Source organism: Nitrospira sp., from assembly GCA_016873435.1.
Lineage (GTDB): Bacteria > Nitrospirota > Nitrospiria > Nitrospirales > Nitrospiraceae > VGXF01.
In genome coordinates, this window is the sequence record VGXF01000007.1 from 1 (window position 1) to 23,810 (window position 23,810).

A 23,810-nucleotide genomic window follows, 5' to 3' on the forward strand; every position below is an offset into this window, starting at 1 on the left:
GGTGTGATGTTCGTGTCGGACGTGTCCGTTACCCGGCGCGAACGGTTTTAATCCGCCGCCACGTCCTCTTCATTGCAATTGTGCTCAGGCCTCACTTAGGATGGGGTCTGCGGGGACGATCTGTGCATATCGAATCACAACGGTGCCAGCAGGGGTGAAGTGGAAACGGCCATCCGCAACGCGGTCATCAAGTTCGAGCAGGAATTCATGGGGCGCGGGCCGGAGGACGTCCGCGCCTTCATCTTAAAAGACATCGTGCTCGTGCGGCTCAAGGGCGTGCTGACGCCAGCCGAACGGCAGTTGGCCAAGACTGCGGAAGGGGTTGAGATGGTCCGCCGGCTCCGCCAGACGCTAATTGCCCAGGGGCGGGAGCGGCTATGCCAGCAGATGGAAGAGATTACGGGCGCCAAGCCGACAGGGTTATTCACGGACATTGATACGCAATTGGGCGAGCGCATTATCGTGCTGACTCTCGACCGCGATCTGGAAGGCCTGCAGGCAAAGCGCGAGACATCCGGGGAGTTGAACGGAATTCGCAAGAGCGCATCATAAGGTTCACGCCTGTATGCAACTGGGACATCATTATAGAAGGTCCACGTGTGTCTTGGTGGTCGTTTTCCTGGCAGGTCTCTGCTGGGATGGGCTGGCGGCGGCCGCGCCGGCCGATCCGAATGGACGGCTGGCTGTGCAATATGCCGAGGCGATGGCGAGCAGCCGCATCCAGCCATGGGCTGAACGGGATTTAGGCTGTCTCACGAAACGGCGGGCGACGAAAGCCACCACGGCTGAGGCTTGCTGGAAAGAGACGCTGGCAGCTCACACGCGTGAATTGGCGGACGACCCCGAAACGGGCATCTTCAACGCGCAAGGCCGCGGCGTGGGATTCGGCCTCTTACACGAATCGCACCGCAAGGCTGACCTCTGGCGCGACTACGCGCCGGCCGCGTTTGTCTCGCCAGCCGTCTGGCAGCAGGGTGGCGGAAAATCTCCGCAGATCAAATTGCTCAAAACGCTTCCGGTCCGCCTGACGGGCCTGCAGGCAGCGGGATCCTCCGCGTCCGTGCGGGTGCACGTGACACTGGTCGAACTGGTCGTGACCTATCCCGATCCATTGACAGCCCCCATGGCGCTCCGGCCGGGTGAAGCCTGGTGGGCGAGCGGCGTCGTCCGGAATTATGGTCCGGTGCGCGAGCTCATCGTGCGCGTGCCGGTGCTGTCGGGCCTTAAGGCGGCGGGGTATCCCGTCGATCAGGCTGTACTTAGCGCGGGGCTTGCTGAAGCGCCGATGCTGCTCGGCACCGCCAGCGGTGGTATTGACGACATCGGTCGGGCAACCGAATCGGGCAGTAAGGATCTAGCTGGCGGTCTGCTGTTGGGCTCCGCCCGCTGGTGGGATCGGACGTCGGCAGGAAAAATTTTTGACGCTGAGATGAAGGACATTCGAAAACTGGCGCCATCGCCGGAACGGCTGACGCGCCTGTTTCGCCTGATGCGGCTGGATAAGACCGATCCCGGATTGAACCGAATCTTGGGCGACGACCTCTACGCCAATTTGTTGAAATCCGGACTGACGCTCAGTGGGATTTCGGCCGGCGATGACGAGCTGCGCCGCCGCCTGGCTGAACTCTATTGGACGATCCAGGCGCCGACGTGGCGGCAGGAACTGACAGAAGTGGCTATGGGTCATTCAGAAGTGGCGGAGGCGCTCTATCGCGCGGCAGACGCCTATGACATCGTCGCCAGGAGCGGCCAGGCCGACGCCGATCTGTTGCGCCGCATCGGCACGTTACAGCGGTGGAACAACGATTCGGAAGCCGCGCTTGACATCCACGAAAGTCTGCTGCGGAAGCTTGACCCGAAGGCGTCGCGCGCGCGTGGCGAACTGCTCTCGGAAATCGCCTGGGACCGCCTCCAATGGCTCTTCTGGACGCGCCGCTATGAGCATCCGTGGCTTGCGCAGGCTAAGCAGGAGGCCGAGCAGGCAAAGTCACTGGCGGACCTACCGGTGCACAAGGTGGTCGCTGAGGAAGCGTTGCTGGTTGCAGAGGCGCTGACCGTCCCCAGACAATCCGACCGCGTGCAGACGTCGGTCGAATCGTTGCGCCAGCACCATGCGCAACTGGCGAACGTTAGCGGCCTGTGGAGCTATCTGGTCGGCAACGACATGGTGAAGGCGCTGGTGGCCGAGGGCAAATCGGTCGGCCCACCCAAGATCATTAAATCACCGGAAGTACTCGACGTGCGCGTGCATGCCACACCGCCACCGCAAGACCTCTGGCGGACCTGGGATTTCGACAAGGATCAGGTGGGCGTCGTGCCGCAGGGATTTTCGGCGGTCCCTGATGGAGCCTCGCCCTGGTCCGTCAAGGCGGACACCGATGCGCCGACCGCACCGCACGTGCTGGCCCATGCCGCCGGCTGCAAGGCTGCCGCCGGCGAATGTTTTGAGCTGTTGCTGGCCGAGGCAACGGGCTATGCCTATCCGGACGTGACCGTGCACGTGCGTACGGACGCGGCATCGTCAGGGAGTGGAGCAGGCATCGTCATGACGACCTCGGAGAGGCGCCTCTCCTACGTGGTCACGCTGGATCAGACTTCTTCGACTGTGGCCATCCATCGGATCGCGGACGGACAAACGGAATTGCTGGACCGGCAGCCTGTGCAACTGATCAAGCGTCCCTGGCACGTGGTCCGCGTACAGCGCATCAACTTTGCCCACGTGAGCCGGCCCCGCCTGTCCATCTTCGTGGACGGTCGCGAGATTGCCGCCGTGACCGACGATGCGATTCCAAAACTGGACCGCATCGGCCTCGCCACGCGGGGAACTGTGACTGCTTCGTTCGACGCATTGCACGTGTTGGATTTGGTTACGAACCAGCCGCTCTCAGCTCCCGCCGCTTACTAAAATTATTCATAAGACCGTGAGAACATTGGCTCACGGAAGCCATTTGCTTGACGTTCCGAGAGGGCAAGATTTATAGTGAAGGTTCCGTTTTCGTTTAAGTGTGATGCGAGAGAAGTAATGGCGGAAGCACGGCTGCTTGAAAAATCGACCGGCGATCCCTGGGACCTCGAGGCCTATGCCTGCACGGGGGGCTACGAGGCCTGGAAGCAGTGCGTTAAGGGCGGCAACCGTGAAGAAATCGTCAATGTGCTCAAGAAGTCCGGCCTGCGTGGGCGCGGCGGCGCCGGCTTTCCGACCGGCATTAAGTGGGACAAGGTGCTCCACCACCGTATTTCAGAACATTACTTCGTCTGCAACGCGGGCGAACACGAACCGGGGACATTCAAAGACCGGTTTCTCCTCAAGAACCATCCGCATCAGTTGCTCGAAGGCTGCCTGATCGCTGCCTTCACGGCACAGGCGAAGGCTTCCTTCATCTACATCAACCACGATTACACCGATGAGCGAACGCATCTCGAGAAGGCGCTCGCGCAAGCCAAGGCCAAGGGGCTAATGGGCAAGAACATCCTCGGCACCGGCGTTGATTTAGAGATCGAGCTCTTCACTGGCATGGGCAGCTACGTGGCCGGCGAGGAGACGGCAATGTTGGAATCCATGCAGGGCCGGCCGGCGATGCCGCGGCAGAAGCCGCCCTTCTATCCGACGGACTTCGGTCTCTACGGCAAGCCGACGCTCGTGAACAATGTCGAGACGCTTTGCAACATTCCGCGCATTCTGCTTAAGGGCGCCGAGTGGTTCGTGCAGGTGGGGACGGAAAAATGCCCTGGCACGATGCTGTTCTCGCTGAGCGGCTCAGTGAACAAACCGGGCGTCTACGAACTGCCGATGGGGACGTCGCTGCGCACGCTGATCGAGCAGTGCGGAGGGGGCGTGCCGGGTGGCCGCAAGGTCAAGGCGGTGTTTCCGGGCGGCCCATCGTTCTCGATGGTGACGGCGGAGCAACTGGACCTGCCGATGGATTTCGACGCGCTCAAGAAGGCTGGCACGGGGCTGGGCTCGGCCGGCGTGATCGTCGTGGACGATGCGACCTGCATGGTGGCCCAGACACTGAAATTCTCCAATTTTTTTAAGAGTGAGAGCTGCGGCCAGTGCCCGCCCTGTCGGATGGGCACGAACAATCTGGCGACGCTCATGACGAAGATCGAGAACGGCGAGGGGACGCAGAAGGATCTCGACAGCCTGCTGCAGCTCTGCGGCTTCGTGAAAGGCACCGGCTACTGCACGCTGGTGACCGGCGCGGCCGTGCTCGTGCAGAGCAGCCTGAAATTGTTTCGCCACGAGTTCGACGAGCATATTGCGCAGCAGCGCTGTCCCTTCGGCAACCGGCCGGCCGCTGCCGCCACCGCCGCGCATTGACCAGCAACCCGTTCAGGAAGTCTGTCCCATGCCCAAGGTCACGTTCCTGCATCCCGACGGCAAAAGCGGAGAGGTACCGGAGCAGTGCTCGCTGCTAGAGGCGGCGGAGCGGCTGGGCTTTCCGCTCAATCACGACTGCGGTGGAAACGCGTCCTGCACGACCTGCCGCGTGGAGGTGCAGAGCGGCCCTGAGCATTTGTCCGAGATTGAGTTCGACGAACAGGACCTGCTGGACCGCGAGGCGCTGACCGAGTCCTGGCACCGGCTGGGCTGCCAAGCGAAGATTCATGGCGACGTGGTTGTGCGGGTACCCGAAAAGAAGTGGGAGGCGCCGATGCCCGCCAAGGAGGCGCAGGACGCAAAGCGATGACGACCGCGACCACCGACCTCACGCGCCGCTATACGTTCGCCGCCATGCACCGGCTGCACACGGACCATCTGTCCGAGGCTGACAACCGGAAGGTGTTCGGCAAGTGCAACAATCCGAACGGCCATGGGCACAACTACGCGGTGCTGGTGACAGTGCGGGAAGCCATCGACGAGCGGACGGGACTGGCGGCTGACGTGGCCGCGCTCGACCGGGTAGTGCAGGAGACGGTCGTGAGCCGGTTTGACCATCGGGATCTGAACGGGGATCCCGCCTTTGCCGACAAGACGACGACGGGCGAAAATCTGGCCATTTTCATTTGGGACCTGCTCGTGGATAAGCTGGAGACAGGACAACTAGTCAAGGTTGTGCTGGTGGAGACGCGCGACAACTGGTTCGAATACGCCGGGCCGGCGGTGGCAGGAACGAGGTAATCATGCCGACGAATAAACCGACTTTGTCAAAAGCGCGCGTGCAGGGCAATGGCCGGCCGCCCGACATCACCGATATGGAATCCCTGGTGACGCAGATGCTGGTCACGCTGGGCGAAGACCCCACACGCGACGGTCTCCGCAACACACCGTCGCGCGTGGCTAAGGCATGGCAGTTCATGACAAGGGGCTACCGGCAGGACGTGGACCATCTGCTCAACGGCGCGCTGTTCCCGATTGATTACGACGAGATGGTGATCGTCAAGGACATCGACTTTTTTTCTCTCTGCGAACATCACCTCCTGCCGTTCTTCGGTAAGTGCCACGTCGGCTACATCCCCAACAAGAAGGTCGTGGGCCTCAGCAAAATCCCTCGCATCGTGGATACCTTCAGTCGCCGCTTGCAGGTGCAGGAGCATCTGACCGTGCAGATTGCCGAAACGCTCATGAAGAAGCTTAACGCGCAGGGCGTTGGTGTCGTCATCGAGGCGCAACACCTTTGCATGATGATGCGCGGGGTCGAAAAACAGAACACGGTGGCGGTTACCAGCCATATGATGGGCGATTTCCGAACCCAGCAGCAGACCCGCTCAGAATTTTTAAAATTGATCAACCGCGGACGGATTCGAGAGTAACAACCGCGGTCTCGCCTCACTTCAGTTTTTGGAGAAAATTCAGCAGTGCGGTGTTGAACGCTTCCGGCTGTTCGAGGTTGGAGAGGTGGCCGGCCTGCGGAATGATCGTCAGTCGCGCGCCGGGGATCGCCTCGACCATCAGCTTCCCTTCTGACGGGGGGGTCGGTCCGTCCAGTTCACCCATAAGAATGAGCGTCGGGCAGGTAATCTGCGGCAGTAGCGGCACCGAGTCGGGCCGTGCGGCCATGGCCATCTGAGCGCCGGCGATGCCGTTCGGGTGTGTCTGCTCGATGCGCGCCCGTACGGAGCGGATCAGTTCCGGTTTGGTTTCTCGCGCGACGGAGGACAGTAGCTTTGGCAGCATGATCTCGGCGACCCGCCCTGCGCCTGTTTTCTGAGCCGTCGCCGCGATCGCCAGCCGTCCCGCTTTTCCTTCTTCAGTGTCAGCTCCCGCCCGTGTATCTGCCAGCACCAGTGCCTTCACGTGTGAGGCATACTTTCGATAAAACACAAAAAGCGTGTAGCCGCCCATCGACAGGCCGACAAAGACGGCTGGCTTGATCAAGAGATGGTCCAGCAGGCCCTTGACGTCGTCAGCATATTGTTCCAGCGTATAGGCCCCAGCCGGTGCATCCGATTCGCCGAAGCCACGGCAGTCCGGCGCGATCACGCGATAGGTTTTCGACAGGGCCGCCACTTGCGACGCCCACATCATCCGGTCCTGCGGAAATGCATGGAGCATCACGACGGGCATACCCTGTCCCTGATCCGTGTAGGCGAGGGTGATACCGTTGATCTTTGCGGTGCCCATGCGGCTGCGGTTTTTTTCTCGCCTGCGGCCTAGCATCTGGCCGCGTCCCTGCGCGGAATTCTCCTGACGGTCGATCGAGCTAGCCCTCTTTCAGCTTCTGCTTCACCAACTCCAGCTCCTGCGACAGATCGCTCCACCGGGCCGTCAACCGGTCCAGATCTTTCTTCCACGCCTCCTGTTCCTTATGCAAACCGTTCCAGCGGGAAAAATCCTGGTAGAGCGCCGGGTCAGCCAGTTCCTGGTCGCGTGATTTGATCCTGGCTTCGAAGGCGGCGATCTCGGATTCCGACCGCGCGATCTGTTTCTCCAGCCGGTCCTTTGATTTCACCATTTCGCGCCGCTGGGCCTGATTCTGCGCAGGCTGCGCCGGAGCCTGCTTGGCGGAGTTCTCGTTTCGCTGCTGCACCGCTGTCGGCTTCAATTCCTCGCTGGTTTCCTTGATAGACTCTAGCTCCTGCGCCCGCTTCCAGAGATAGTATTCGTAGTCGCCGTGGAAATCACGGGCCTTGCCTTCCTCGATTTCCACCACGCGCGTGGAGACACGCATAAGGAAGGTCGGGTCGTGCGAGATGAACACGATTGTCCCGGGAAAATCAGTCAGCGCATCAGTCAGCACGTCCACCGACGCTGGATCGAGATGGTTCGTCGGCTCGTCAAGCAACAACGTGTTCGCCGGCTCCACCAGCATGCGGGCCAGCGCCACGCGGTTGCGCTCGCCTCCGCTGAGGGCCTTGATCGGTTTCTTCTGATCGGCGCCAGAGAACAAAAACGCGCCGGCCAGCCCACGCAGGAAATTCCGCTCGGCCGTGGTCGAGATCTCTTCCAGCGATTCGAGCACCGTATGTTCAGGATTGAGCGACTCGGCCTGGTGCTGGGCGAAGTATTGCACGGTCACAGCGTGCCCCAGCCTTCGCGTGCCCTTGTCGGGTTCCAGCACACCGGCTAGCATTTTGAGCAGCGTGCTCTTGCCCGCGCCGTTCTCGCCAACCAGCGCGACCCGCTGGCCGCGCTCAAGCGAAAAATTCAAATCCGCATAGACTACGTTTGCGCCGTAGCTTTTGGCGATGTGCCCCATCTCGATCACCTGTCGGCCGCTGGGCGAGGGCAGGGGGAATTTGAACCGCACGCGCTTTGTGTCGCGCCGGACCTCGAGCAGCTTGACCTTCTCCATCTGCTTAATCCGGGACTGGACTTGGCTGGCCTTATTGGCTTGGTAGCGGAACCGGTCGATGAATTTCTGGACGCGGGCGACCTCCTTCTGCTGCCGGGTGGCGGCCGCTTGTTCGTGACTGTCCCGCTCGGCTCGCTGCTCCGTGAACTTTGTATAATTACCCCGGTACTCCTGAATCTGATGATGGCGCAGGTCCCAAACGTGGGTGGCGATCTTGTCGAGGAATTTCGTGTCATGGCTGATCATGAGGATCGTCATTTGCGACTTGAGCAGGAAATCCTCGAACCAGGTTTGCGTTGGCTTGTCGAGGTGGTTTGTCGGCTCGTCGAGCATCAGCACGTCGGGATTCGATAGGAGCAAATGCGCTAGCGCCACCCGCATCCGGTAGCCGCCGGAAAGCGTCTCGATCGGCCGATCGAAATCCTGCTGCGCGAAGCCCAAGCCAGCCAGAATGCGCTTGGCCTCGTGCTCCGCATACTGATTGCGATGGGCCGCGTCCAGCACCGTCTTCCCGCCGAGCGTTTCCAACTCTTGTGGAAGGTAGCCGATCCGGAGTCGCGGGTGCTTGCGGATCGTGCCTTTGTCCGGCGATTCCTCGCTGAGGATCATGCGCAGGAGCGTCGTCTTGCCGGCGCCGTTGGGGCCAACCAGCGCGGTGCGCGTGTGCGGACGCAGGTGGGCGGACGCGTCCGTCAGGAGGATGCGGGAGGCAAACTGTTTCGAGACGTGCTCAATTTGGAGCATGGCACACTACCCCGTTCTCTAATGTGTGATCGTCAGACGACTGGAAACAAACGGAACGGTCCGCTCAGAGGAGGAGGACGAAGTAGAGAGATGAACGCATCGTCAAGCTAACCGAAACAGAAGGTCCGTCGCGTAGCAACACCTGCGTCAGCAATCCCATGCCATGGCCCATTAGCGCTGCCTGCAGGGATTCAGCCAGGGTGCTTCAGTCGCGCACCAGCGCGGGCAGAGGGTAACAAGAGCCGTCTGACCACAGACCGCGCTGGTTTGGTGGAGCTGGCCGGGATTGAACCGGCGACCTCCTGCATGCCATGCAGGCGCGCTCCCAACTGCGCCACAGCCCCACTTCAACCACGCATCATACCGAAAAACAAGGCGATGCTAGCACGGGGTCGCCTTGCTTGACAAGCTTGGCGGTGCATCCTACTATTGAGCGCACCAGGCTCTGATTGGTGCTCGCAAGCTCCGGTCAGGGCTCTTCTTTTGTGAGGAGAAGCGAACAGATGGCACCTAATGGATGGTAGCCAAAGGACAAGATTTCGGTTCTTCGCTATTCGCTAAGCAACGACATGGCTAATGTAGTGATCGTCGGCGTGCAGTGGGGCGACGAGGGCAAGGGAAAGATCGTGGACATCCTTGCCCGCGATGCGGATCTCATCGTCCGCTATCAAGGCGGCTCCAACGCCGGCCATACGGTCATCAATCATCACGGCACCTTTGTGTTTCATCTCGTGCCCTCCGGCGTGCTCTATCCCGGGAAGGTTTGCATCATTGGCAACGGCGTCGTGATCGATCCGGCCGCACTGATCGAGGAAATGGATGGTCTGCAAACCAAGGGCGTGAAGTTCGGGCGCAACTTTGTGATCAGCGAGCGGGCCCACGTGATTCTGCCCTATCACAAGGCGATCGAGAAGGCGTCCGAGCAGTCCAAGGGGTCGCGCAAGATCGGCACAACCGGCCGCGGCATCGGTCCCTGCTATTCCGACAAGATGGCTCGGATCGGCATCCGCATGGGCGATCTGCTCAATCCGCATCTCTTCCGGCGCAAGCTGGAGGAGAATCTGGCCGAGATGAACACCTTCCTCGACCGTCTGTACAAGGCGGAAGGGTTCCAAGTGGAGAAAATTTTTCAGCAGTACATGGGCTATGCCGACCGGCTGAAGAATTCCATCGTGGATACAACCGTATTGCTCAATCAGGCGGTGGACCGCGGCAAGTGCGTGCTGTTTGAAGGTGCGCAGGGCACACACCTGGACGTAGACGGAGGGACCTATCCCTTTGTCACGTCCTCCAGCTCGGCGGCCGGTGGTGCCTGCACCGGCACGGGCGTGGGGCCGACGAAGATCGATGGCGTCCTGGGTATCGCCAAGGCCTACGCGACGCGCGTGGGCGGGGGGCCGTTCCCGACAGAATTGAAGGACGACATTGGGGGCGGACTACAAGAAAGGGGAAAGGAGTTTGGTGCGACCACCGGGCGGCCCCGGCGCTGCGGATGGTTTGACGGCGTTGTCGCGCGCTACGCCACGCGCGTCAACGGGCTGACCGCGCTCGCTGTCACCAAGCTCGACGTGCTCGACGGCTGTAAGGAGATCAAGCTCTGTAAGGGCTATCGGTACGGCGGCAAGGTCTACAGGGACATGCCGGCGGACCTGCACGTACTCGAGAACTGCGCGCCGGTCTACGAAACGTTCAAGGGCTGGGCCGCGCCGACCACTGGTATCACGTCCTATGCCAAGCTGCCACGTGAGGCCAAGCGGTATCTAGCGCGTGTTGAAGAAGTCTCAGCCTGCCCGATTGATATCATCTCCACCGGATCGAAGCGTGGGGAAACCATCGTTCTGCGCAACCCAATGACCAAGTCCCGCCGGAAACGCTGACGAGCGGTTCCCGGCAGCCGTCACTCGGCATTCGTTCTTGAACAAGTACCCATCGAAAATGGTAAGCTGGCTTGCCTTCAACGAATGACGATTCACAAATAACGTCTTCGGAGAGCCGGTAGCTCAGTTGGTAGAGCATCGCCCTTTTAAGGCGAGGGTCCTGGGTTCGAGTCCCAGCCGGCTCACCATATTATTCAAGAGTTTGTGTGTCTCTCCGTCAGCGGCCAGCTGACGGCCGGTGCTATTTTAGGCTCCTCAGCCGGTGCAACTTAGAAAACCGCGCGAAGTGAGATACGACCTACAACTATTCAACGAGTGGGATCTGACGGCAAAACACGAGTGACGCATGCTGAAACTCACGCGCTCAGCCATTGAACGGCTTAAGGTGCTCGTCCTCGAGCATCCGGAGGATCCCGTTGTCCGCGTGCAGGTGACGGACGTGGATGAGCAGCAGCTGGTCTTCGGCATCACGTTGGAGGATAAAGTCCAGCCGGATGATGAGGAGCAGTCTGTCGACGGTTTGACGGTCGCAATCCCTGCCACCAGCGCGGCGCGGTTAGGCGGCATCACGATGGACTACCAGGAACCGGGCGGGTTCAAATTTCATCATGCAGAACCGGAGAAAGATTTCCGACTCGATCTCCTCAATCTCAACTGAGTAACTTATTAACCAAGGAGCAGACATGGCTGACGTGACCACTGCCTCGGGACTGAAATACGACGATTTGAAAGTCGGCACCGGCGCTGAAGCGAAAGCCGGGCAGACCGTCAGCGTGCACTACACTGGCTGGCTGACGGATGGAAAGAAGTTTGACTCTAGCGTGGACCGGGGCCAGCCCTTTCAGTTTGCGCTCGGGCTCGGCCAGGTCATCAAGGGCTGGGATGAGGGCGTGCAAGGTATGAAAGTCGGCGGCAAGCGCAAGCTGACAATCCCGCCCGGGCTGGGGTACGGCGCGCGCGGAGCCGGCGGCGTCATTCCGCCGAACGCCACGCTGGTCTTTGACGTGGAACTGCTCGGCGTGAAATAACCGCCGGTAGCATGGGCGGTTCGCTCCAGCAGTTTTTTGCGCCGTGCCCGCGCGGATTGGAGTCCGTGCTGGCCGGTGAACTGACCGCGCTCGGCGCGCAGGATCTCATCCCGACGCCGGGGGGGGTGGGTTTCGCTGGTCCGTTTGATCTTTGCTACCGTGTCAACCTCGAAAGCCGGATCGCCAGCCGCGTCCTCTGGCGGCTCTGGCACGGGCCCTACCGTTCCGAGCAGGATCTCTACGATGCCGCGCGGAGGCTTCGCTGGACAGACTGGTTCTCCGTCGGCCGTTCGATCAAGGTGAAGGTCAGCGCGCAGAAGTGCCCGCTCAAGAGTCTCGACTTCGCTACGCTCCGTATCAAGGACGCTGTCTGCGACGCCTTTCGTTCCGCGGGGCAGGCACGCCCCAACGTGGACACGGCTACGCCCGACCTGCGGATCGACACCTTTCTGGATGCGACGTACGCCACCATGTATCTTGACACTTCCGGTGAGCCACTCTTCAAGCGCGGCCTGCGCCAGGTGCGTACCGAAGCGCCGCTGCGAGAGAATCTGGCTGCGGGCATTCTCAAGCTGGCTGGTTGGACGCCGGAGCAGATATTGCTCGATCCCATGTGTGGCAGCGGAACGTTCTTGCTCGAAGCGGCGCAGATCGTACGGGGTATTGCGCCGGGATCCGGCCGCCGCTTTGCGTTCGAGAAACTGGCTGGGTTCGACGAGCGTATGTGGCGGGGCATCTGTGACGAGAGTCGTGCGCGCCAGCGCCCAGGCATGCTCCGTACACTCTATGGCAGTGACGTGAACGGTGCCACACTGGCGACGACAAAGGTTAATCTGGAAGCGGCCGGTCTGGCGGAGGCTGTCTCGCTGAAGCAGGTGAGCGTGCTCGACGTGAAACCGCCGGAGGCGTCCGGTCTGCTCGTCATGAATCCGCCTTATGGCTTAAGGACGGGGGAGGAAGCTGAGCTGGCCTCGTTTTATCCGAAGCTCGGCGATGTGCTCAAACAGCGGTTTGCCGGCTGGCGCGCCTGTATTTTTACCGCCGATTTGCGTCTGCCAAAACTGATCCGCCTGACGCCGTCCCGCCGCACACCGCTCTCTAACGGTGCCTTGGTATGCCGACTCTATGAGTTTGCGCTCGTGCAGGGTTCGATGCGGCGGACGCCGTCGAAGCAGGAGGTCTGACGTGCGCGTACTAGAGTTCCGCCCTGCGTTGGGGGGGGCGGGCGGGCTGGCTGTCGACCGCTGAACCAATGTGAGATCGGTAAACACGAACCCGTCGCGCGTGGCGACTGGGCCGGGCGGGATGGGAATCGGTCGATTGAACATGGGCCCGGCGTAGGTAAAGGTGTGAAATTCGCTCCGCTCGCCGCAGGGGTCCACCGTCGTTGGCAAGTCTCTCAGCAGCCACTCGTCGAAGGCCGTCCGGCAAAGACCGGATCGAACTGGTTCGGATCCACGCAGGTCAGATGGGCGTGCAATCCGGAGGCGACCATGCAGGTCGCCAGTTGTCCGGTGGACTGCCCCCACAGCGGGAAGATTGGCTCGATGCCGGTACCGGCCAGCCGCCGCTCGGGGTATTGCCGCACATCCTCCAGAAACAGATTGCCGAACGCCATCTGGGTGATACCCTCCGCTCTGGCCCGGGCGGTCGTGCCGTGCATCGTGTTTTCGTAACGGTCAGTTGAGCAGGGAAGGGGAAGTGGCACTTTGATCAGCGGCAGACCCGTTGCTGCGGCCTGGGGTCCAGTAGGTCCTCGCGCACGGCGTGCATGGCCACACGGGCGACCGTTTGATTGACGGCCGTCAGGAGTCCCACCACGTCCACGTCATGCTGGGTCCGCAGCACGTAGAGCGTCCAGGCGCTGTCCTTGCCGCTGCTTCAGGACAGCCATGTCTTTGGTCGCCGAGAGGATGCATTCGCCACGGCGGGGAGGTATCATAGGGTACCGAGCCGTTCAATGATTTCTCGCGGAGTGGGTACGGTCCTCGGTTTCAAACGACCAAGGGAATAGGAAGAAAGGAGGCCGCCCCATGAGCGATAAAAAGGCAAATCCCGTGTCCATTCCTGATCCGATCGAGAAAGTGGTCAAAACCGAATCCGAGTGGAGAGCCCTTCTGACAGCAGAGCAGTTCAACGTTCTGCGGCACGAGGGTACCGAGCGGGCCTTCACCGGCAAGTACCACGACAACCATGCCGCCGGCCTCTACCAGTGTGCCGGCTGCGCATTGCCGCTGTTTTCCTCCGAGCACAAATTCGACAGTGGCACCGGCTGGCCGAGCTTTTGGCAGCCGATCGATTCGCGTGTAGTGGGGACCACGACCGACACGAAATTCTTCATGCGGCGGACCGAAGTCCACTGTGCGCGGTGCAACGGTCACCTGGGACATGTGTTCAACGACGGGCCCCGCCCAACGGGCTTGCGGTACTGCATCAATTCGGCGGCGCTGCAGTTTCGCTCCGCGTAAGACGATGCCAGGAGCCGCTCGGCAGGGTTCCTGATCTCCTGCCCGGTGCTTTCCTCACGCAGGCCTGAGCACGGCGTTGATGCCGCCGAGACGGAGGGCGGCGTAGGAGCAGTCCATCTCGGGCAATTGCGTCACATGAACGGCCGGGTGCCCACCCGTGCCGACCGGGCCTTCCACGTTCTGCCCAGACCGCACCCGTATGCCTGCCCGCGGCGCGAGCGTTGTGATAATCCAGATCAGATCGTGGGCTTTGCTGCTGGGCTCGTCGGTTTGTGGAACTGGCACAGTGAATAGCAAATCGGCAACCAGCCCGGCAGGTAGAACCATCTGACGAGACAGAGGCGTGCACAGGAGTTGCGTGAGGCCTCCTTAGTTACAGAATTGGAATTCTGGCTAAGGTCGCCAGGTGCTTATGCAGAGCGTGGCACGGCTGTGATGCTCAAGTCCCCACTTTTTTTTCAACAGCAAACAGTAGCTTTTTGAACATCATCAGTATATATTTACGCATATGCAAGTATATTGACGCCTTTTTTCTAACTCGTCTGCAATGAAATAATAGCTCTGAAGAATACGGCAGTAAATGTTTTGGTGTACGTAGAGGAGGTCGAGGCATGAAGACCATCGCGGTCCGCGAACTTCAGAAATGCATCAAGGAATGCGTGGATCATTCGCAAAAATCCTGTGTCGTTGTGACGCGACATGGCAGACCCTCGGCTATTCTAATCGGTGTGGAGGGGCGGGATTGGGAGGAATTGATCACGCGCACCGCTCCCGAATTAGCCAAGCACATTCCGACCTCGTTCCAGGCGACCCAGCACAAGGCAGAATCAACTGACCACGGGGACCACGAACCGGCGTCCAGGCAGCCACCGACAGAATTCATGTCCAAGCTCCGGCGATTTCTACCGGGACTCTAGCCCGGAGTAATCATCAGTGCTGCTGTAATCACGCAAGTGCTGCTGCGTCAAGCCAGGCTGCGCGTTCCGTGGCCCGGTGAGCTCACCGCGTTCCTTCCTCGTGCCGGGGGCCTAGCACTCCGACAGTGTACAGCGGGCGGACCAGACCTAGCGCAAGGTGCGCAAGCAGCGCGCGCCGGGTAGAGCGTCGTCTGTGTCTGGCGCAGGGAGGGCGCGGTGTGATAGTTCTAGACGGCCATGACGCCGTCCGTTCTGCTCGTCATTCCTCCACTAACCCAGCTTAATACACCCTATCCCTCGACCGCCTATCTCATGGGCTTTCTACGCGCGCGGGGCTGGCGCGTGCGGCAGGCCGATCTCGGCATCGAGATGGCGCTGGCCCTGTTTTCGCGCGGAGGATTGTCGCGCGTGTTCGAGGGGGTTCGTGCCATAGGTGGCGCAGCCCCCGGCGAGGCCCGGCAGATGCTCGCGCTTGAGGTGGCCTATCTGGATACAATAGATCCGGTCGTGGCGTTTCTCCAGGGACGGGACTTGAGTCTGGCGCCGCGCATCTGTCAGGGGCAATTCCTGCCGCAGGGGCCCCGGTTTGCAGCCCGTTCCCGTGTGCCGGCAGCGTCGACAACTGATCAGGCCAAGCATCTGGCCACGCTCTATCTGGAAGACCTTGCTGATCTGGTGCAGGCCACCGTGGCGCCGCAATTCGCGCTCAGCCGTTACGCGGAGCATGTGGGTGTGTCGGCCACGCGTTTCGATACCGTACTGGAAGCTCTCGCGCCGCCACCAAGCCTGACCGACAACTGGATGCTGGAGGCCTTCTGGCGGCATGTGGACTCAACGGCGCCGACTGTGGTCGGCCTGTCCGTGCCGTTTCCGGGCAATCTTTATGGAGCGTTTCGCGTCGCGCAGGCGCTCAAAACAAAGCGGCCTGACGTAAAGATCGTGCTCGGTGGTGGCTATGTCAACACGGAATTACGGCGACTGTCCGATCCGCGCGTGTTCGACTATTGCGACTACATCATGCTTGACGACGGAGAGTGGCCCTGGCAGTGCCTACTCGAACATATGTCAGGGACGCGCGAGGAGGGAGATTTGAAGCGGACCTTCGTACGTACGAGCGGGGCAGTGGTCGTTCGCAACGGGACGCGCGACCCAGACGTCACAATGGCCCAGGCGGGCACACCGACGTATGACGGTCTACCGCTGGACCGCTACCTCTCCATTCTGGACACACTCAATCCGATGCACCGGCTCTGGTCGGACGGCCACTGGAACAGGCTGACGGTTGCGCATGGCTGTTACTGGAAGCAATGCACCTTTTGCGATGTCGGGCTGGACTACATCGGCCGGTATGAGGCCGCGCCGAGCGCGATTCTCGTCGATCGCATCGAGGCCCTGATCGCCGAAACGGGCCGGCGCGGATTTCACTTCGTGGACGAGGCGGCACCGCCGCACGGACTCAAAGATTTGGCTCTGGCCCTGCTGGAGCGGCATGTGACCATCAGTTGGTGGGGCAACATTCGCTTTGAGGAGGCCTTCACGCCGGATCTCTGCCGCCTGCTGGCGGCCTCCGGCTGCGTGGCGGTGAGTGCGGGGCTGGAGGCGGCGTCCGACCGGCTGCTGGCTGAGATGAAAAAAGGCATTACCGTGGACCAGACGGCGCGTGTGGCGCAGGGATTTCGTCAGGCGGGCATTCTCGTGCATGCCTATTTGATGTACGGTCTGCCGGGCGAGACGATTGCCGAAACCGTCGATGCGCTGGAGCGGGTCCGCCAATTGTTCGCCGCCGGGCTGATTCAATCTGCCTTCTGGCATAAGTTCGTGGCGACGGCGCACAGTCCGGTCGGATTGAATCCGGCAGCGCACGGTATCCGCATTACCGGCCCGTCGTTCAGCGGATTTGCCGAAAACGATCTTATGCACGAGGATCCCAAGGGGCAGGCGCCGGCTTGGCTCGGCGAAGGACTGCGCCGGGCCACGATGAATTATCTGGAAGGGGAAGGGCTGGCGCTGCCGGTGCGGCACTGGTTTTCGCATCGGGTGTCGTCGCCACGCTTGCCGAAACGATGGGTTGCCGGTGTCTTGGCGCAGCCGCTGGACCGCGAGGATCACGCCGTGGAGCGACGGCTGGTCTGGACCGGTGGCGAATCGGTCGTCGAATCCGCCGGGCGTGGCCGGTCCCGCGTGATTCTGCCGACGAGAGCCGACGATGTGACACTGGAGCTGCCGTCTCAGCAGGCCGTGTGGCTGGGGGATCTGCTGCGTGCGTGCACACCGAAATCCGGGACTCGCTATCCGGTCTGGAAAGACGTGATGGCTGCGAAGCACGGCACGGCATTTGCCAAATCGGGCGGGTGGAAAAAAGTCAGGACGGCGGGGCTGCTGCTCGTCTAGCGCACACAAATAGAAAGGCCGCCTGGCGGCGGCCTTTCGCGGGAAGACGTTCCAGTTCCCTGGTGCTACGCGTCAGGTCCTCACTTGTTCGGTTGCGGCGTGTAGCGCAGGTACGGCTTCACGGCCTTGAACCCCTTGGGGAAAAGCTTCTTTGCCTCCTCGTCGTTGACCGCTGGCGTGATGATGCAGTCCTGCCCGTCCTTCCAATTGACCGGCGTAGCCACTTTGAACTTCGCCGTGAGCTGCAGCGAATCGATCACGCGGAGCAGTTCGTCAAAGTTCCTTCCGCAGGAAGCAGGGTACGTAAGCTGGAGCTTGATCTTCTTGTCCGGCCCGATCACGAACACTGAGCGGACGGTCATGTTGTCCAGCGCGTTCGGATGGATCATGTCGTAGAGTTGCGCGACCTTTTTTTCAGGGTCGGCGATGAGGGGATAGGCCACCGTGCACGACTGCGTTTCGTTGATGTCCTTGATCCAGCCCTTGTGTGAGTCCAGCGGGTCCACGCTGATAGCCAATACTTTGACTCCTCGCTTTTCAAATTCGCCCTTAATCTTCGCCATGTAGCCCAGCTCGGTCGTGCAGACCGGCGTAAAGTCCTTGGGGTGCGAGAAGAGAATGCACCAGCCGCCGCCAATCCATTGATGGAAGTCAATCTTGCCCTCGGTCGTGTCCGCCGTAAAATTCGGCGCTTCGTCTCCCAATCGCAGTGCCATGGCCGGCCTCCTTTCACTGACTGGCTCGGATGAAGTGATGCGTCACGAATGATTGACGCGTAGCATACTCTTCGGCTTTGAACGAGTGCAAGGGCATTGTCTTAAGTTACGGAACGACCAAACAGTCTTATCCAATCTCTCGTGAGACCGCGTATTCACTAGCCTCAGATTTGATCAGTTTTATCGACATATGAAACCTGACCCGGCCAGCGCATCTCGCAGGGTGGCGACGGAAGAAGAATCACAAATAGTCCTTTTAGTGTATACTTACCCCTGCTCGCTCTCCCGTAGTCTCTTCTCGGAGGTTCATCTATGAATCTTCGTTATCTCCTTCTCGTCAGCACTCTCGTCACTGCGTGTGTCTTTTCAAGTTGCTCAAGCGCAGGCGAGTCCCAGGAAGTCAAAGACTACAAAGTACAATGCGACCGAGGCGATGCGATAGGGTGTTTCAATCTGGGTACGATGTATGAGAACGGCGACGGCGTGAAACAAAGCGACACCGATGCCCTCAACTATTACGGAAAAGCGTGCGATTTGAAGGACGAGGATGGGTGCGAGAACTACGCACGAATGAAGAAGAGGTGACTTACTGAAAGCTTTCCCCCTTTAGAAGGTCGTAACAATGGAATGTCCAGCATGTGGAAAATCTGGTCAGCGAATTTCCGTTCGCTGTAATACATGCGGGTGTTCCTTTTGTCTCGATGGGAACTGCAGTGGTACTTTTGGTGGGAAGTTAGTGATCGCAGGTTCTGGAAGAGCTCCAGGGTCTAAATGTAAGGCTTGTGGCAAGGGAGCGCTTGAACGCATTTAAATGATCTATCCTTATCGCGTTGACCTCTTTAGGAATTTATTCACTTGTTAGGTGTATTAACTCCCTCCTTTGAAGATCACGACGTGGGTAAAGTGGATGAGCTCGAAGAGGGCCGGCTCTAAGGTTTGACTCCCCTCAGCTCATCTGTTAGATTTCACGGCCGTGCCCCGGGGCTCTCCGGTGCATCGCTTCAAAGCAGCAATCGAACGTCCCCATCGTCTAGCCAGGCCTAGGACATTGCCCTTTCAAGGCAGTAACACGGGTTCGAATCCCGTTGGGGACACCACGCCACGCTTGTGGGGGGCGCACGCTTTTTATCGGGACATCGGATTCGATGCGTGCAGAGAAACACCCTAAGTGTATCCAGTCTTGAAACCGGATCGTGTCCTGTATCCGTCGATTAGTCCGAGGTTGCACATGACGTCGTCTCAAGTCTCCGTTCAGGTGCTCGGCCTGTTTTTCGCAGGGCTGCTTCTCCTCGGCGCCGCCGATGACAACAAGGCGCCGGTGATTCCACCCGGCGAGCCGAAGGGGGCGGACGCCGCGCCGATGAAATTGATCCCTGAGGGTGAATTCACGATGGGAACGGAGGATGTCGGGTTGAACTGGCATCAGGGCAATCCCAACGAGCATCCGCCACATGCCGTGAAACTGCGCGCCTATTGGATCGATCAGTTTGAGGTGACCGTTGAGCGGTACGCGAAGTTTCTCGAGGCCACTAAGCACGATCCACCGCTGTGGGAAGAGGATGCAACCGGTTCGGCGCCAGACCGTCCCGTGGTCGGTGTGACCTGGAAGGACGCCATCGACTATTGCAAGTGGGCGGGTAAGCGCCTGCCGACTGAGGCCGAATGGGAAAAAGCGGCTCGCGGAACGGATCTGCGCCGGTTTCCGTGGGGGGAGATGCAGCCTTTCGTGGACATTGTTAATTACAACCGCGGTCCCTGGGTGAGCTACCCGGTGACGTTGATCGCGGTTACGGCCGGGCTCGAGGGCATGAGTATCCGGCACGGCTTGAAGACGGGCGGCACCAGTCCCTATGGGCTCTATCACATGTCCGGCAACGCCAGCGAATGGGTGGCAGACTGGTATGACGCCGAGTATTACGCAAAAAGCTCGAAGGAGAATCCGCCCGGACCCGAGAAGGGCGAGAAAAAAGTGATTCGCGGCGGGAGCTGGAGCGATCCGCCGCGCAATCTGCGCGTGACCGTCCGGTTGAAGGCCACGCCGGATTATCAGGACTCAACCATCGGTTTCCGGTGCGCCATGGACACGGCCAAATAACAAGGGAGCAGGTTAGTTCCGGATGATGGCCCAGCAGAATGAAGGCCGTTCCCGCCGTACGATCCCCATTCACCATCAACCATTGACCGTCAGCTATGTCCCTTCAGATCGGTGACCTCGCCCCTATTTTTTCGTTGCCCGGCACTGACGGACGCACGCATGCTCTCGATGATTGGCTGGACGCGACAGCGCTCGTCGTCGTCTTTTCCTGCAACCACTGTCCCTACGTGCAAGCCTATGAGAGCCGCCTCATCGACATCCAACGCGACTACGCCGGACGCGGTGTGCAGGTGGTCGCGATCAATTCCAACGACGATGTGCGTTATCCGGAGGATGGCTTCGAGCCGATGGGGGAGCGCGTGAAGGCCAGGGGATTCAACTTCCCTTATCTGCGGGATGCCACGCAAGTGGTTGCGCGGGCGTATGGCGCCACCCATACGCCGCAGCTCTTCGTCTTCGATCGTGCGCGGCGGCTGCGCTATACGGGGAAAATCGACGATAACTGGCAGTGCCCGAACGCGGTGACGCGCCATTTTCTGCGCGAGGCGATCGAAGCAATACTGGCCGGCCGCGCGCCAGCTGAGCCGCAAACGCACGCGATCGGCTGCACTATCAAGTGGGCCTGACTGTGGCCGAACGTGAGTCGACTGGACAGGCGTGGACCTTTCTGATCGCCGGCATCATCCTAGCCGGAGCCACCTATGCCCTGCTCAAGCCCGTTCCCGAGCCGGTTCCAATTTCCGAGCAGTCGTCTGTTCCGAAACTCGATCCGGCGATGATTCCGTTGGTGACCGGCGAAGAGCCGATCGAGCTGCTCTTCATCAAGGCCGGCTGCCCAGTCTGCCATACCATTCCCGGCATCGCGGGTGCGGATGGGCGCGTGGGGCCGAAACTGGTGCTAGGTACCTCGGGGCCGCAGCGGCTGGCAGACCCTCAGTACAAGGGACGGGCCAGCACGGTCCGGGCCTATATCGTGGAATCGGTGCTGGAGCCGGGGGCCTATGTGGTGCCGGGTTTTCCGGATCAGGCAATGCCGCGCTGGTACGGGCAGAAATTGAGCGCCGGCGCGGTAGAGAAAATCGCGGAGTATCTGGAAGGAGTGCAGGAGGCACCCTGACCGGTCCTCCAAAAGAGGAGTCTGGGCGTCCTCACATCTCCTTGATGCTGAACCCGCCGGACGAGGCCGGTGCCGCGCCGGGCCTGAGAGGAACAACCGCGGGGGCCGCAGGCTGGGCTGCAGCGGGAGCGTCTAGTCCAGCGGCCGTCGGTGCCTCGTCCGCCTGCATGTCGGCGAGCGGGATCTTCAGCAGAGCCTGCTAAATTGTGATTGAAACCGTTGTGCAGTGCAAATCCATGGTGGGAAGGCAGCATACCATTTCGAATTAGATTAACCGCAGTGCCTCGCCCGCCGTCCGAAAGGCGCCCAGAACCCGGTCCATCTGCGTGTGGCTGTGCGCCGAGGTGACAGTGACCCGAATGCGGCTGGTGCCCTTCGGGACGGTTGGCGGGCGGATGGCGGGTGCGTAGACGTCCAATGCAAGCAGCCGCTCAGCCATGGCCACAGTTTTTTCAGTATCGCCAATCACGATCGGCAGGATGGGGCTGGCGCTGTCGGCTATCCGAAAGCCCAGCGTCGTCAGACCTCCATGCAGATACCGGCGGTTTTCCCACAGTCGTGCCCGGCGCTCCGGTTCCTGCTGCACGAGGCGGAGCGCGGCGACCGTCGCCGCCGCTGTCGCAGGCGGCAGCGCGGTCGCGAAGAGAAAAGTCCGGGCCGTGTTGAGCAGATACTGAATCGTGGCGGATGACCCGACAATGTAGGCGCCGCCGGTACCAAGCGCCTTGCCGAGCGTCCCCATGTGAAACGGCACTCGCGATTCCAGATTGAAATGTTCCGGCGTGCCTCTTCCGTGTGCTCCCATCACGCCCGTGCCGTGGGCGTCATCGATGTAGAGCTGCGCACCGTAGTGGCCGGCCAGTTCGACTAATTGAGGTAGCGGGGCGAGATCGCCGTCCATGCTGAACACGCCGTCCGTGACGATCAACGTTCTACGTTGGGCTGTTCGTCTGGCAAGCAGGGATTTCAAGTGGGCCATGTCGTTGTGACGGTAGACGCGGAAGTCCGCGCTGCTTAGCCGGCAGCCGTCCACCAGGCTGGCGTGGCAGAGCCGGTCGGCCAGAATGAGCCCGCCGGTTTCGATCAGGGCGGGAATCACGCCGAGATTGGCCAGGTAGCCGGAACCAAACGTGAGTGCCGCCTCGGTACCTTTGAATTTGGCTAGCGCGGCCTCGAGCTCTGTGTGCGGCGGCAGCGTGCCAGAGATCAAACGCGCTGCGCCGGCCCCCACACCGAACCTCTCGGTGGCGTCGATTGCGGCCTGCTTGAGAGCCGGATGGGCGGCCAGACCTAGATAATCGTTTGAGGCCATGAGGATCACTGGCCGGCCGGCGAGCGTCACTTCGGGGCCTGAGGCCGATGCAATCGTGCGCAGCTGGCGTAGGAGCGACTGTTGAGCGAGGTCATTCAACCGCTGCTGGAACATGTTCCGGTTCCTTCAATGTATTCTGGGCCTGTGCCGGACAGGCCCCGCTTCCAAGACGACGGAGAGTAGCACGCCGGCCCCCGAAGTGCCGAGACCGGCGGTTAGAAACGGTGTCTGATACATAAAGGTAGCCACGTGCATACCGGCCGGGACGACGACGGCCCCAGCAGCAGGAGATTGCCCCACATAATTAGACCGCTCCCCGCCGTTCTCCAACGTGGCCAGCAGGAGTATGCCCAGCGCGATGGCAGCCGAGCCCCGCCAATTTGCAGCTGGGTAGGGCGGTGCGCCTGATCCGGAATCAGCGGTGCTGGAAGGCGACAGCGGCAACATCACCGTATGGGGGAAGGAGGTTTACGCCGCGCAAGAATGAAACGTGGCCGTACGTTATACTGGGCTCTTCGACACTGTCAATGTGAGCATGCCCGCGGGCGCATTGACAAAGGTGGAATAACATTAGTATAAGCGCGGCGCGCGGTCAGGGACGGCCGCACGGAAGACGGACGGGTGTTCGATGACGTATCGGATCAGACGCGACGCACCTGAGATTCACGCGGACGAAGCCCATCTCATGAGTGGGATGGAGCGCCTGCTGGGCACGCTCGAGCAGAACCGGGCGAGCGTGCTGATCGGCCTGCTGGTAGCCGTGCTGGCCATTGCGGCGGTGGCTGGTGCGCTCTGGTACGAGAGTCGGCAGGACGCGGCTGCCGAGGATTTGTACCGGGAGGCCACGCGTTTGTACCTGGACCGTCCGGTGGACAGTCTGGCTAAGGCGAACGAGCATCTTCAACAGGCCATTGAGAAGTTCCGCCAGGTCATCAATCAGTATCCGCGCAGTCACGGCGCCCCGCTCGCCCTTTTCCAGCTCGGCAACGCGCTCGTGCAGCACAAGGAACTCAAGGACGGGATCGAGGCCTACAATAAATACGTGACGACCTACGGCACGAACAAGATGATGCTGGGGCTGGTCTATCAGCGGATGGCCTACGCGCATTTACTAAATAACGACCAGGATGCGGCCGTCAAGGCCTTTACCATGGTGGTGACGCTGCCCGGGACGTTAAACAAAGACCAGGTGCTGTTTGAACTCGGTAAGTTAGAGGAGGCGGTTTCGCGTCCGGAAGGCGCGCTGGCCCACTATCAGGATCTGGTCAAGATTTTCCCAAACTCGCCGTTTGCCGGAGAGGCAACGGTGCGCATGAAGGCGCTGGAAGCAAAGAAGGCGCCTGGAAGCTCCGCGCCCACGGTTACACCGCCACCCGTGCCCTCAAGCAAACCAGCCACACGCTGATCGA

The 23,810-nt window shown here is 60.7% G+C and carries 22 protein-coding genes, 3 tRNA genes and 1 pseudogene; 19 read left to right on the plus strand and 7 right to left on the minus strand.

Annotated elements, in window-relative coordinates; translation table 11 throughout:
* Positions 1–126 precede the first annotated feature (126 nt).
* The 6 genes from FJ248_05610 (at position 127) to folE (ending at position 5,754) form a co-directional block, all read left to right on the plus strand.
* Complete coding sequence (locus tag FJ248_05610; GenBank protein ID MBM4120363.1) at positions 127–552, plus strand: DUF2294 domain-containing protein; 426 nt, start codon at positions 127–129, stop codon at positions 550–552.
* Positions 553–604: 52 nt separating this feature from the next.
* On the plus strand, positions 605–2,905 hold the full coding sequence (locus FJ248_05615; protein ID MBM4120364.1) for a hypothetical protein: 2,301 nt from the start codon (positions 605–607) through the stop codon (positions 2,903–2,905).
* A gap of 117 nt (positions 2,906–3,022) precedes the next feature.
* Entirely contained in the window at positions 3,023–4,321 is a 1,299-nt protein-coding gene (nuoF, locus tag FJ248_05620) for an NADH-quinone oxidoreductase subunit NuoF (GenBank protein ID MBM4120365.1), read from the plus strand.
* Between the two features lie 28 nt (positions 4,322–4,349).
* Positions 4,350–4,691: a (2Fe-2S)-binding protein gene (locus FJ248_05625; GenBank protein ID MBM4120366.1), complete on the plus strand. Its 342-nt coding sequence runs from the start codon at positions 4,350–4,352 to the stop codon at positions 4,689–4,691.
* Positions 4,688–5,122 (plus strand): hypothetical protein, encoded by a 435-nt coding sequence (locus FJ248_05630; GenBank protein ID MBM4120367.1) that lies wholly within the window; start codon positions 4,688–4,690, stop codon positions 5,120–5,122. The genes FJ248_05625 and FJ248_05630 overlap by 4 nt, the downstream gene beginning before the upstream one ends.
* 2 nt (positions 5,123–5,124) lie before the next feature.
* A complete protein-coding gene (gene folE / locus FJ248_05635; GenBank protein ID MBM4120368.1) occupies positions 5,125–5,754 on the plus strand; it encodes a GTP cyclohydrolase I FolE in 630 nt (209 codons plus the stop codon).
* A gap of 16 nt (positions 5,755–5,770) precedes the next feature.
* On the opposite strand, the gene FJ248_05640 is transcribed toward folE, so the two are convergent.
* The 3 genes from FJ248_05640 to FJ248_05650 form a co-directional block, all read right to left on the minus strand.
* Positions 5,771–6,601, minus strand: coding sequence for an alpha/beta fold hydrolase (locus tag FJ248_05640; protein MBM4120369.1), 831 nt, complete (start codon positions 6,599–6,601; stop codon positions 5,771–5,773).
* Positions 6,602–6,644: 43 nt separating this feature from the next.
* A complete protein-coding gene (locus tag FJ248_05645) occupies positions 6,645–8,480 on the minus strand; it encodes an ABC-F family ATP-binding cassette domain-containing protein (GenBank protein ID MBM4120370.1) in 1,836 nt (611 codons plus the stop codon).
* A 268-nt stretch (positions 8,481–8,748) separates the two neighbouring features.
* Positions 8,749–8,824 (minus strand) — tRNA-Ala (locus FJ248_05650).
* 225 nt (positions 8,825–9,049) lie between these two features.
* On the opposite strand from FJ248_05650, the gene FJ248_05655 reads away from it, so the two are divergent.
* From FJ248_05655 to FJ248_05675, 5 genes are all read left to right on the plus strand, one after another.
* Positions 9,050–10,357, plus strand: a complete 1,308-nt coding sequence (locus FJ248_05655; protein ID MBM4120371.1) for an adenylosuccinate synthase — start codon at positions 9,050–9,052, stop codon at positions 10,355–10,357.
* A 112-nt stretch (positions 10,358–10,469) separates the two neighbouring features.
* Positions 10,470–10,545: transfer RNA gene (locus FJ248_05660), tRNA-Lys, on the plus strand.
* Positions 10,546–10,703: 158 nt separating this feature from the next.
* Complete coding sequence (locus FJ248_05665; protein ID MBM4120372.1) at positions 10,704–11,015, plus strand: hypothetical protein; 312 nt, start codon at positions 10,704–10,706, stop codon at positions 11,013–11,015.
* A 25-nt stretch (positions 11,016–11,040) separates the two neighbouring features.
* Entirely contained in the window at positions 11,041–11,385 is a 345-nt protein-coding gene (locus FJ248_05670; protein ID MBM4120373.1) for an FKBP-type peptidyl-prolyl cis-trans isomerase, read from the plus strand.
* An 11-nt stretch (positions 11,386–11,396) separates the two neighbouring features.
* Positions 11,397–12,569 (plus strand): class I SAM-dependent RNA methyltransferase, encoded by a 1,173-nt coding sequence (locus FJ248_05675; protein MBM4120374.1) that lies wholly within the window; start codon positions 11,397–11,399, stop codon positions 12,567–12,569.
* A gap of 72 nt (positions 12,570–12,641) precedes the next feature.
* Here FJ248_05675 and FJ248_05680 read toward each other — a convergent pair.
* Positions 12,642–13,233, minus strand: a pseudogene (locus FJ248_05680) (ATP-binding protein).
* Between the two features lie 185 nt (positions 13,234–13,418).
* Between FJ248_05680 and msrB the strand changes: the two are divergent.
* Entirely contained in the window at positions 13,419–13,853 is a 435-nt protein-coding gene (gene msrB, locus FJ248_05685) for a peptide-methionine (R)-S-oxide reductase MsrB (protein ID MBM4120375.1), read from the plus strand.
* Between the two features lie 54 nt (positions 13,854–13,907).
* On the opposite strand, the gene FJ248_05690 is transcribed toward msrB, so the two are convergent.
* Positions 13,908–14,138 (minus strand): hypothetical protein, encoded by a 231-nt coding sequence (locus FJ248_05690; GenBank protein MBM4120376.1) that lies wholly within the window; start codon positions 14,136–14,138, stop codon positions 13,908–13,910.
* A gap of 326 nt (positions 14,139–14,464) precedes the next feature.
* On the opposite strand from FJ248_05690, the gene FJ248_05695 reads away from it, so the two are divergent.
* Both FJ248_05695 and FJ248_05700 read left to right on the plus strand, forming a co-directional pair.
* Positions 14,465–14,770 carry a type II toxin-antitoxin system Phd/YefM family antitoxin gene (locus FJ248_05695; GenBank protein MBM4120377.1) on the plus strand — a complete coding sequence of 102 codons (306 nt, stop codon included), beginning with the start codon at positions 14,465–14,467 and terminating at the stop codon, positions 14,768–14,770.
* Between the two features lie 237 nt (positions 14,771–15,007).
* A complete protein-coding gene (locus FJ248_05700; protein ID MBM4120378.1) occupies positions 15,008–17,161 on the plus strand; it encodes a B12-binding domain-containing radical SAM protein in 2,154 nt (717 codons plus the stop codon).
* An 80-nt stretch (positions 17,162–17,241) separates the two neighbouring features.
* On the opposite strand, the gene FJ248_05705 is transcribed toward FJ248_05700, so the two are convergent.
* On the minus strand, positions 17,242–17,877 hold the full coding sequence (locus FJ248_05705) for a peroxiredoxin (GenBank protein MBM4120379.1): 636 nt from the start codon (positions 17,875–17,877) through the stop codon (positions 17,242–17,244).
* Between the two features lie 1,019 nt (positions 17,878–18,896).
* On the opposite strand from FJ248_05705, the gene FJ248_05710 reads away from it, so the two are divergent.
* The 4 genes from FJ248_05710 to FJ248_05725 all read left to right on the plus strand — a co-directional run bounded on the left by FJ248_05710 (position 18,897) and on the right by FJ248_05725 (position 21,089).
* A tRNA-Glu gene (locus FJ248_05710) sits at positions 18,897–18,974 on the plus strand.
* A 263-nt stretch (positions 18,975–19,237) separates the two neighbouring features.
* The gene (locus FJ248_05715; protein ID MBM4120380.1) at positions 19,238–19,972 is read left to right on the plus strand and encodes a formylglycine-generating enzyme family protein; all 735 of its coding nucleotides are present in this window, start codon (positions 19,238–19,240) and stop codon (positions 19,970–19,972) included.
* A 95-nt stretch (positions 19,973–20,067) separates the two neighbouring features.
* Positions 20,068–20,598: a thioredoxin family protein gene (locus tag FJ248_05720; GenBank protein MBM4120381.1), complete on the plus strand. Its 531-nt coding sequence runs from the start codon at positions 20,068–20,070 to the stop codon at positions 20,596–20,598.
* Positions 20,599–20,600: 2 nt separating this feature from the next.
* Complete coding sequence (locus tag FJ248_05725; GenBank protein ID MBM4120382.1) at positions 20,601–21,089, plus strand: hypothetical protein; 489 nt, start codon at positions 20,601–20,603, stop codon at positions 21,087–21,089.
* A 265-nt stretch (positions 21,090–21,354) separates the two neighbouring features.
* Here the strand turns inward: FJ248_05725 and bioF are convergent, their stop codons facing one another.
* On the minus strand, positions 21,355–22,515 hold the full coding sequence (gene bioF / locus FJ248_05730) for an 8-amino-7-oxononanoate synthase (GenBank protein ID MBM4120383.1): 1,161 nt from the start codon (positions 22,513–22,515) through the stop codon (positions 21,355–21,357).
* A 514-nt stretch (positions 22,516–23,029) separates the two neighbouring features.
* Here bioF and FJ248_05735 point away from each other — a divergent pair.
* On the plus strand, positions 23,030–23,806 hold the full coding sequence (locus FJ248_05735) for a tetratricopeptide repeat protein (GenBank protein MBM4120384.1): 777 nt from the start codon (positions 23,030–23,032) through the stop codon (positions 23,804–23,806).
* Positions 23,807–23,810 lie beyond the last annotated feature (4 nt).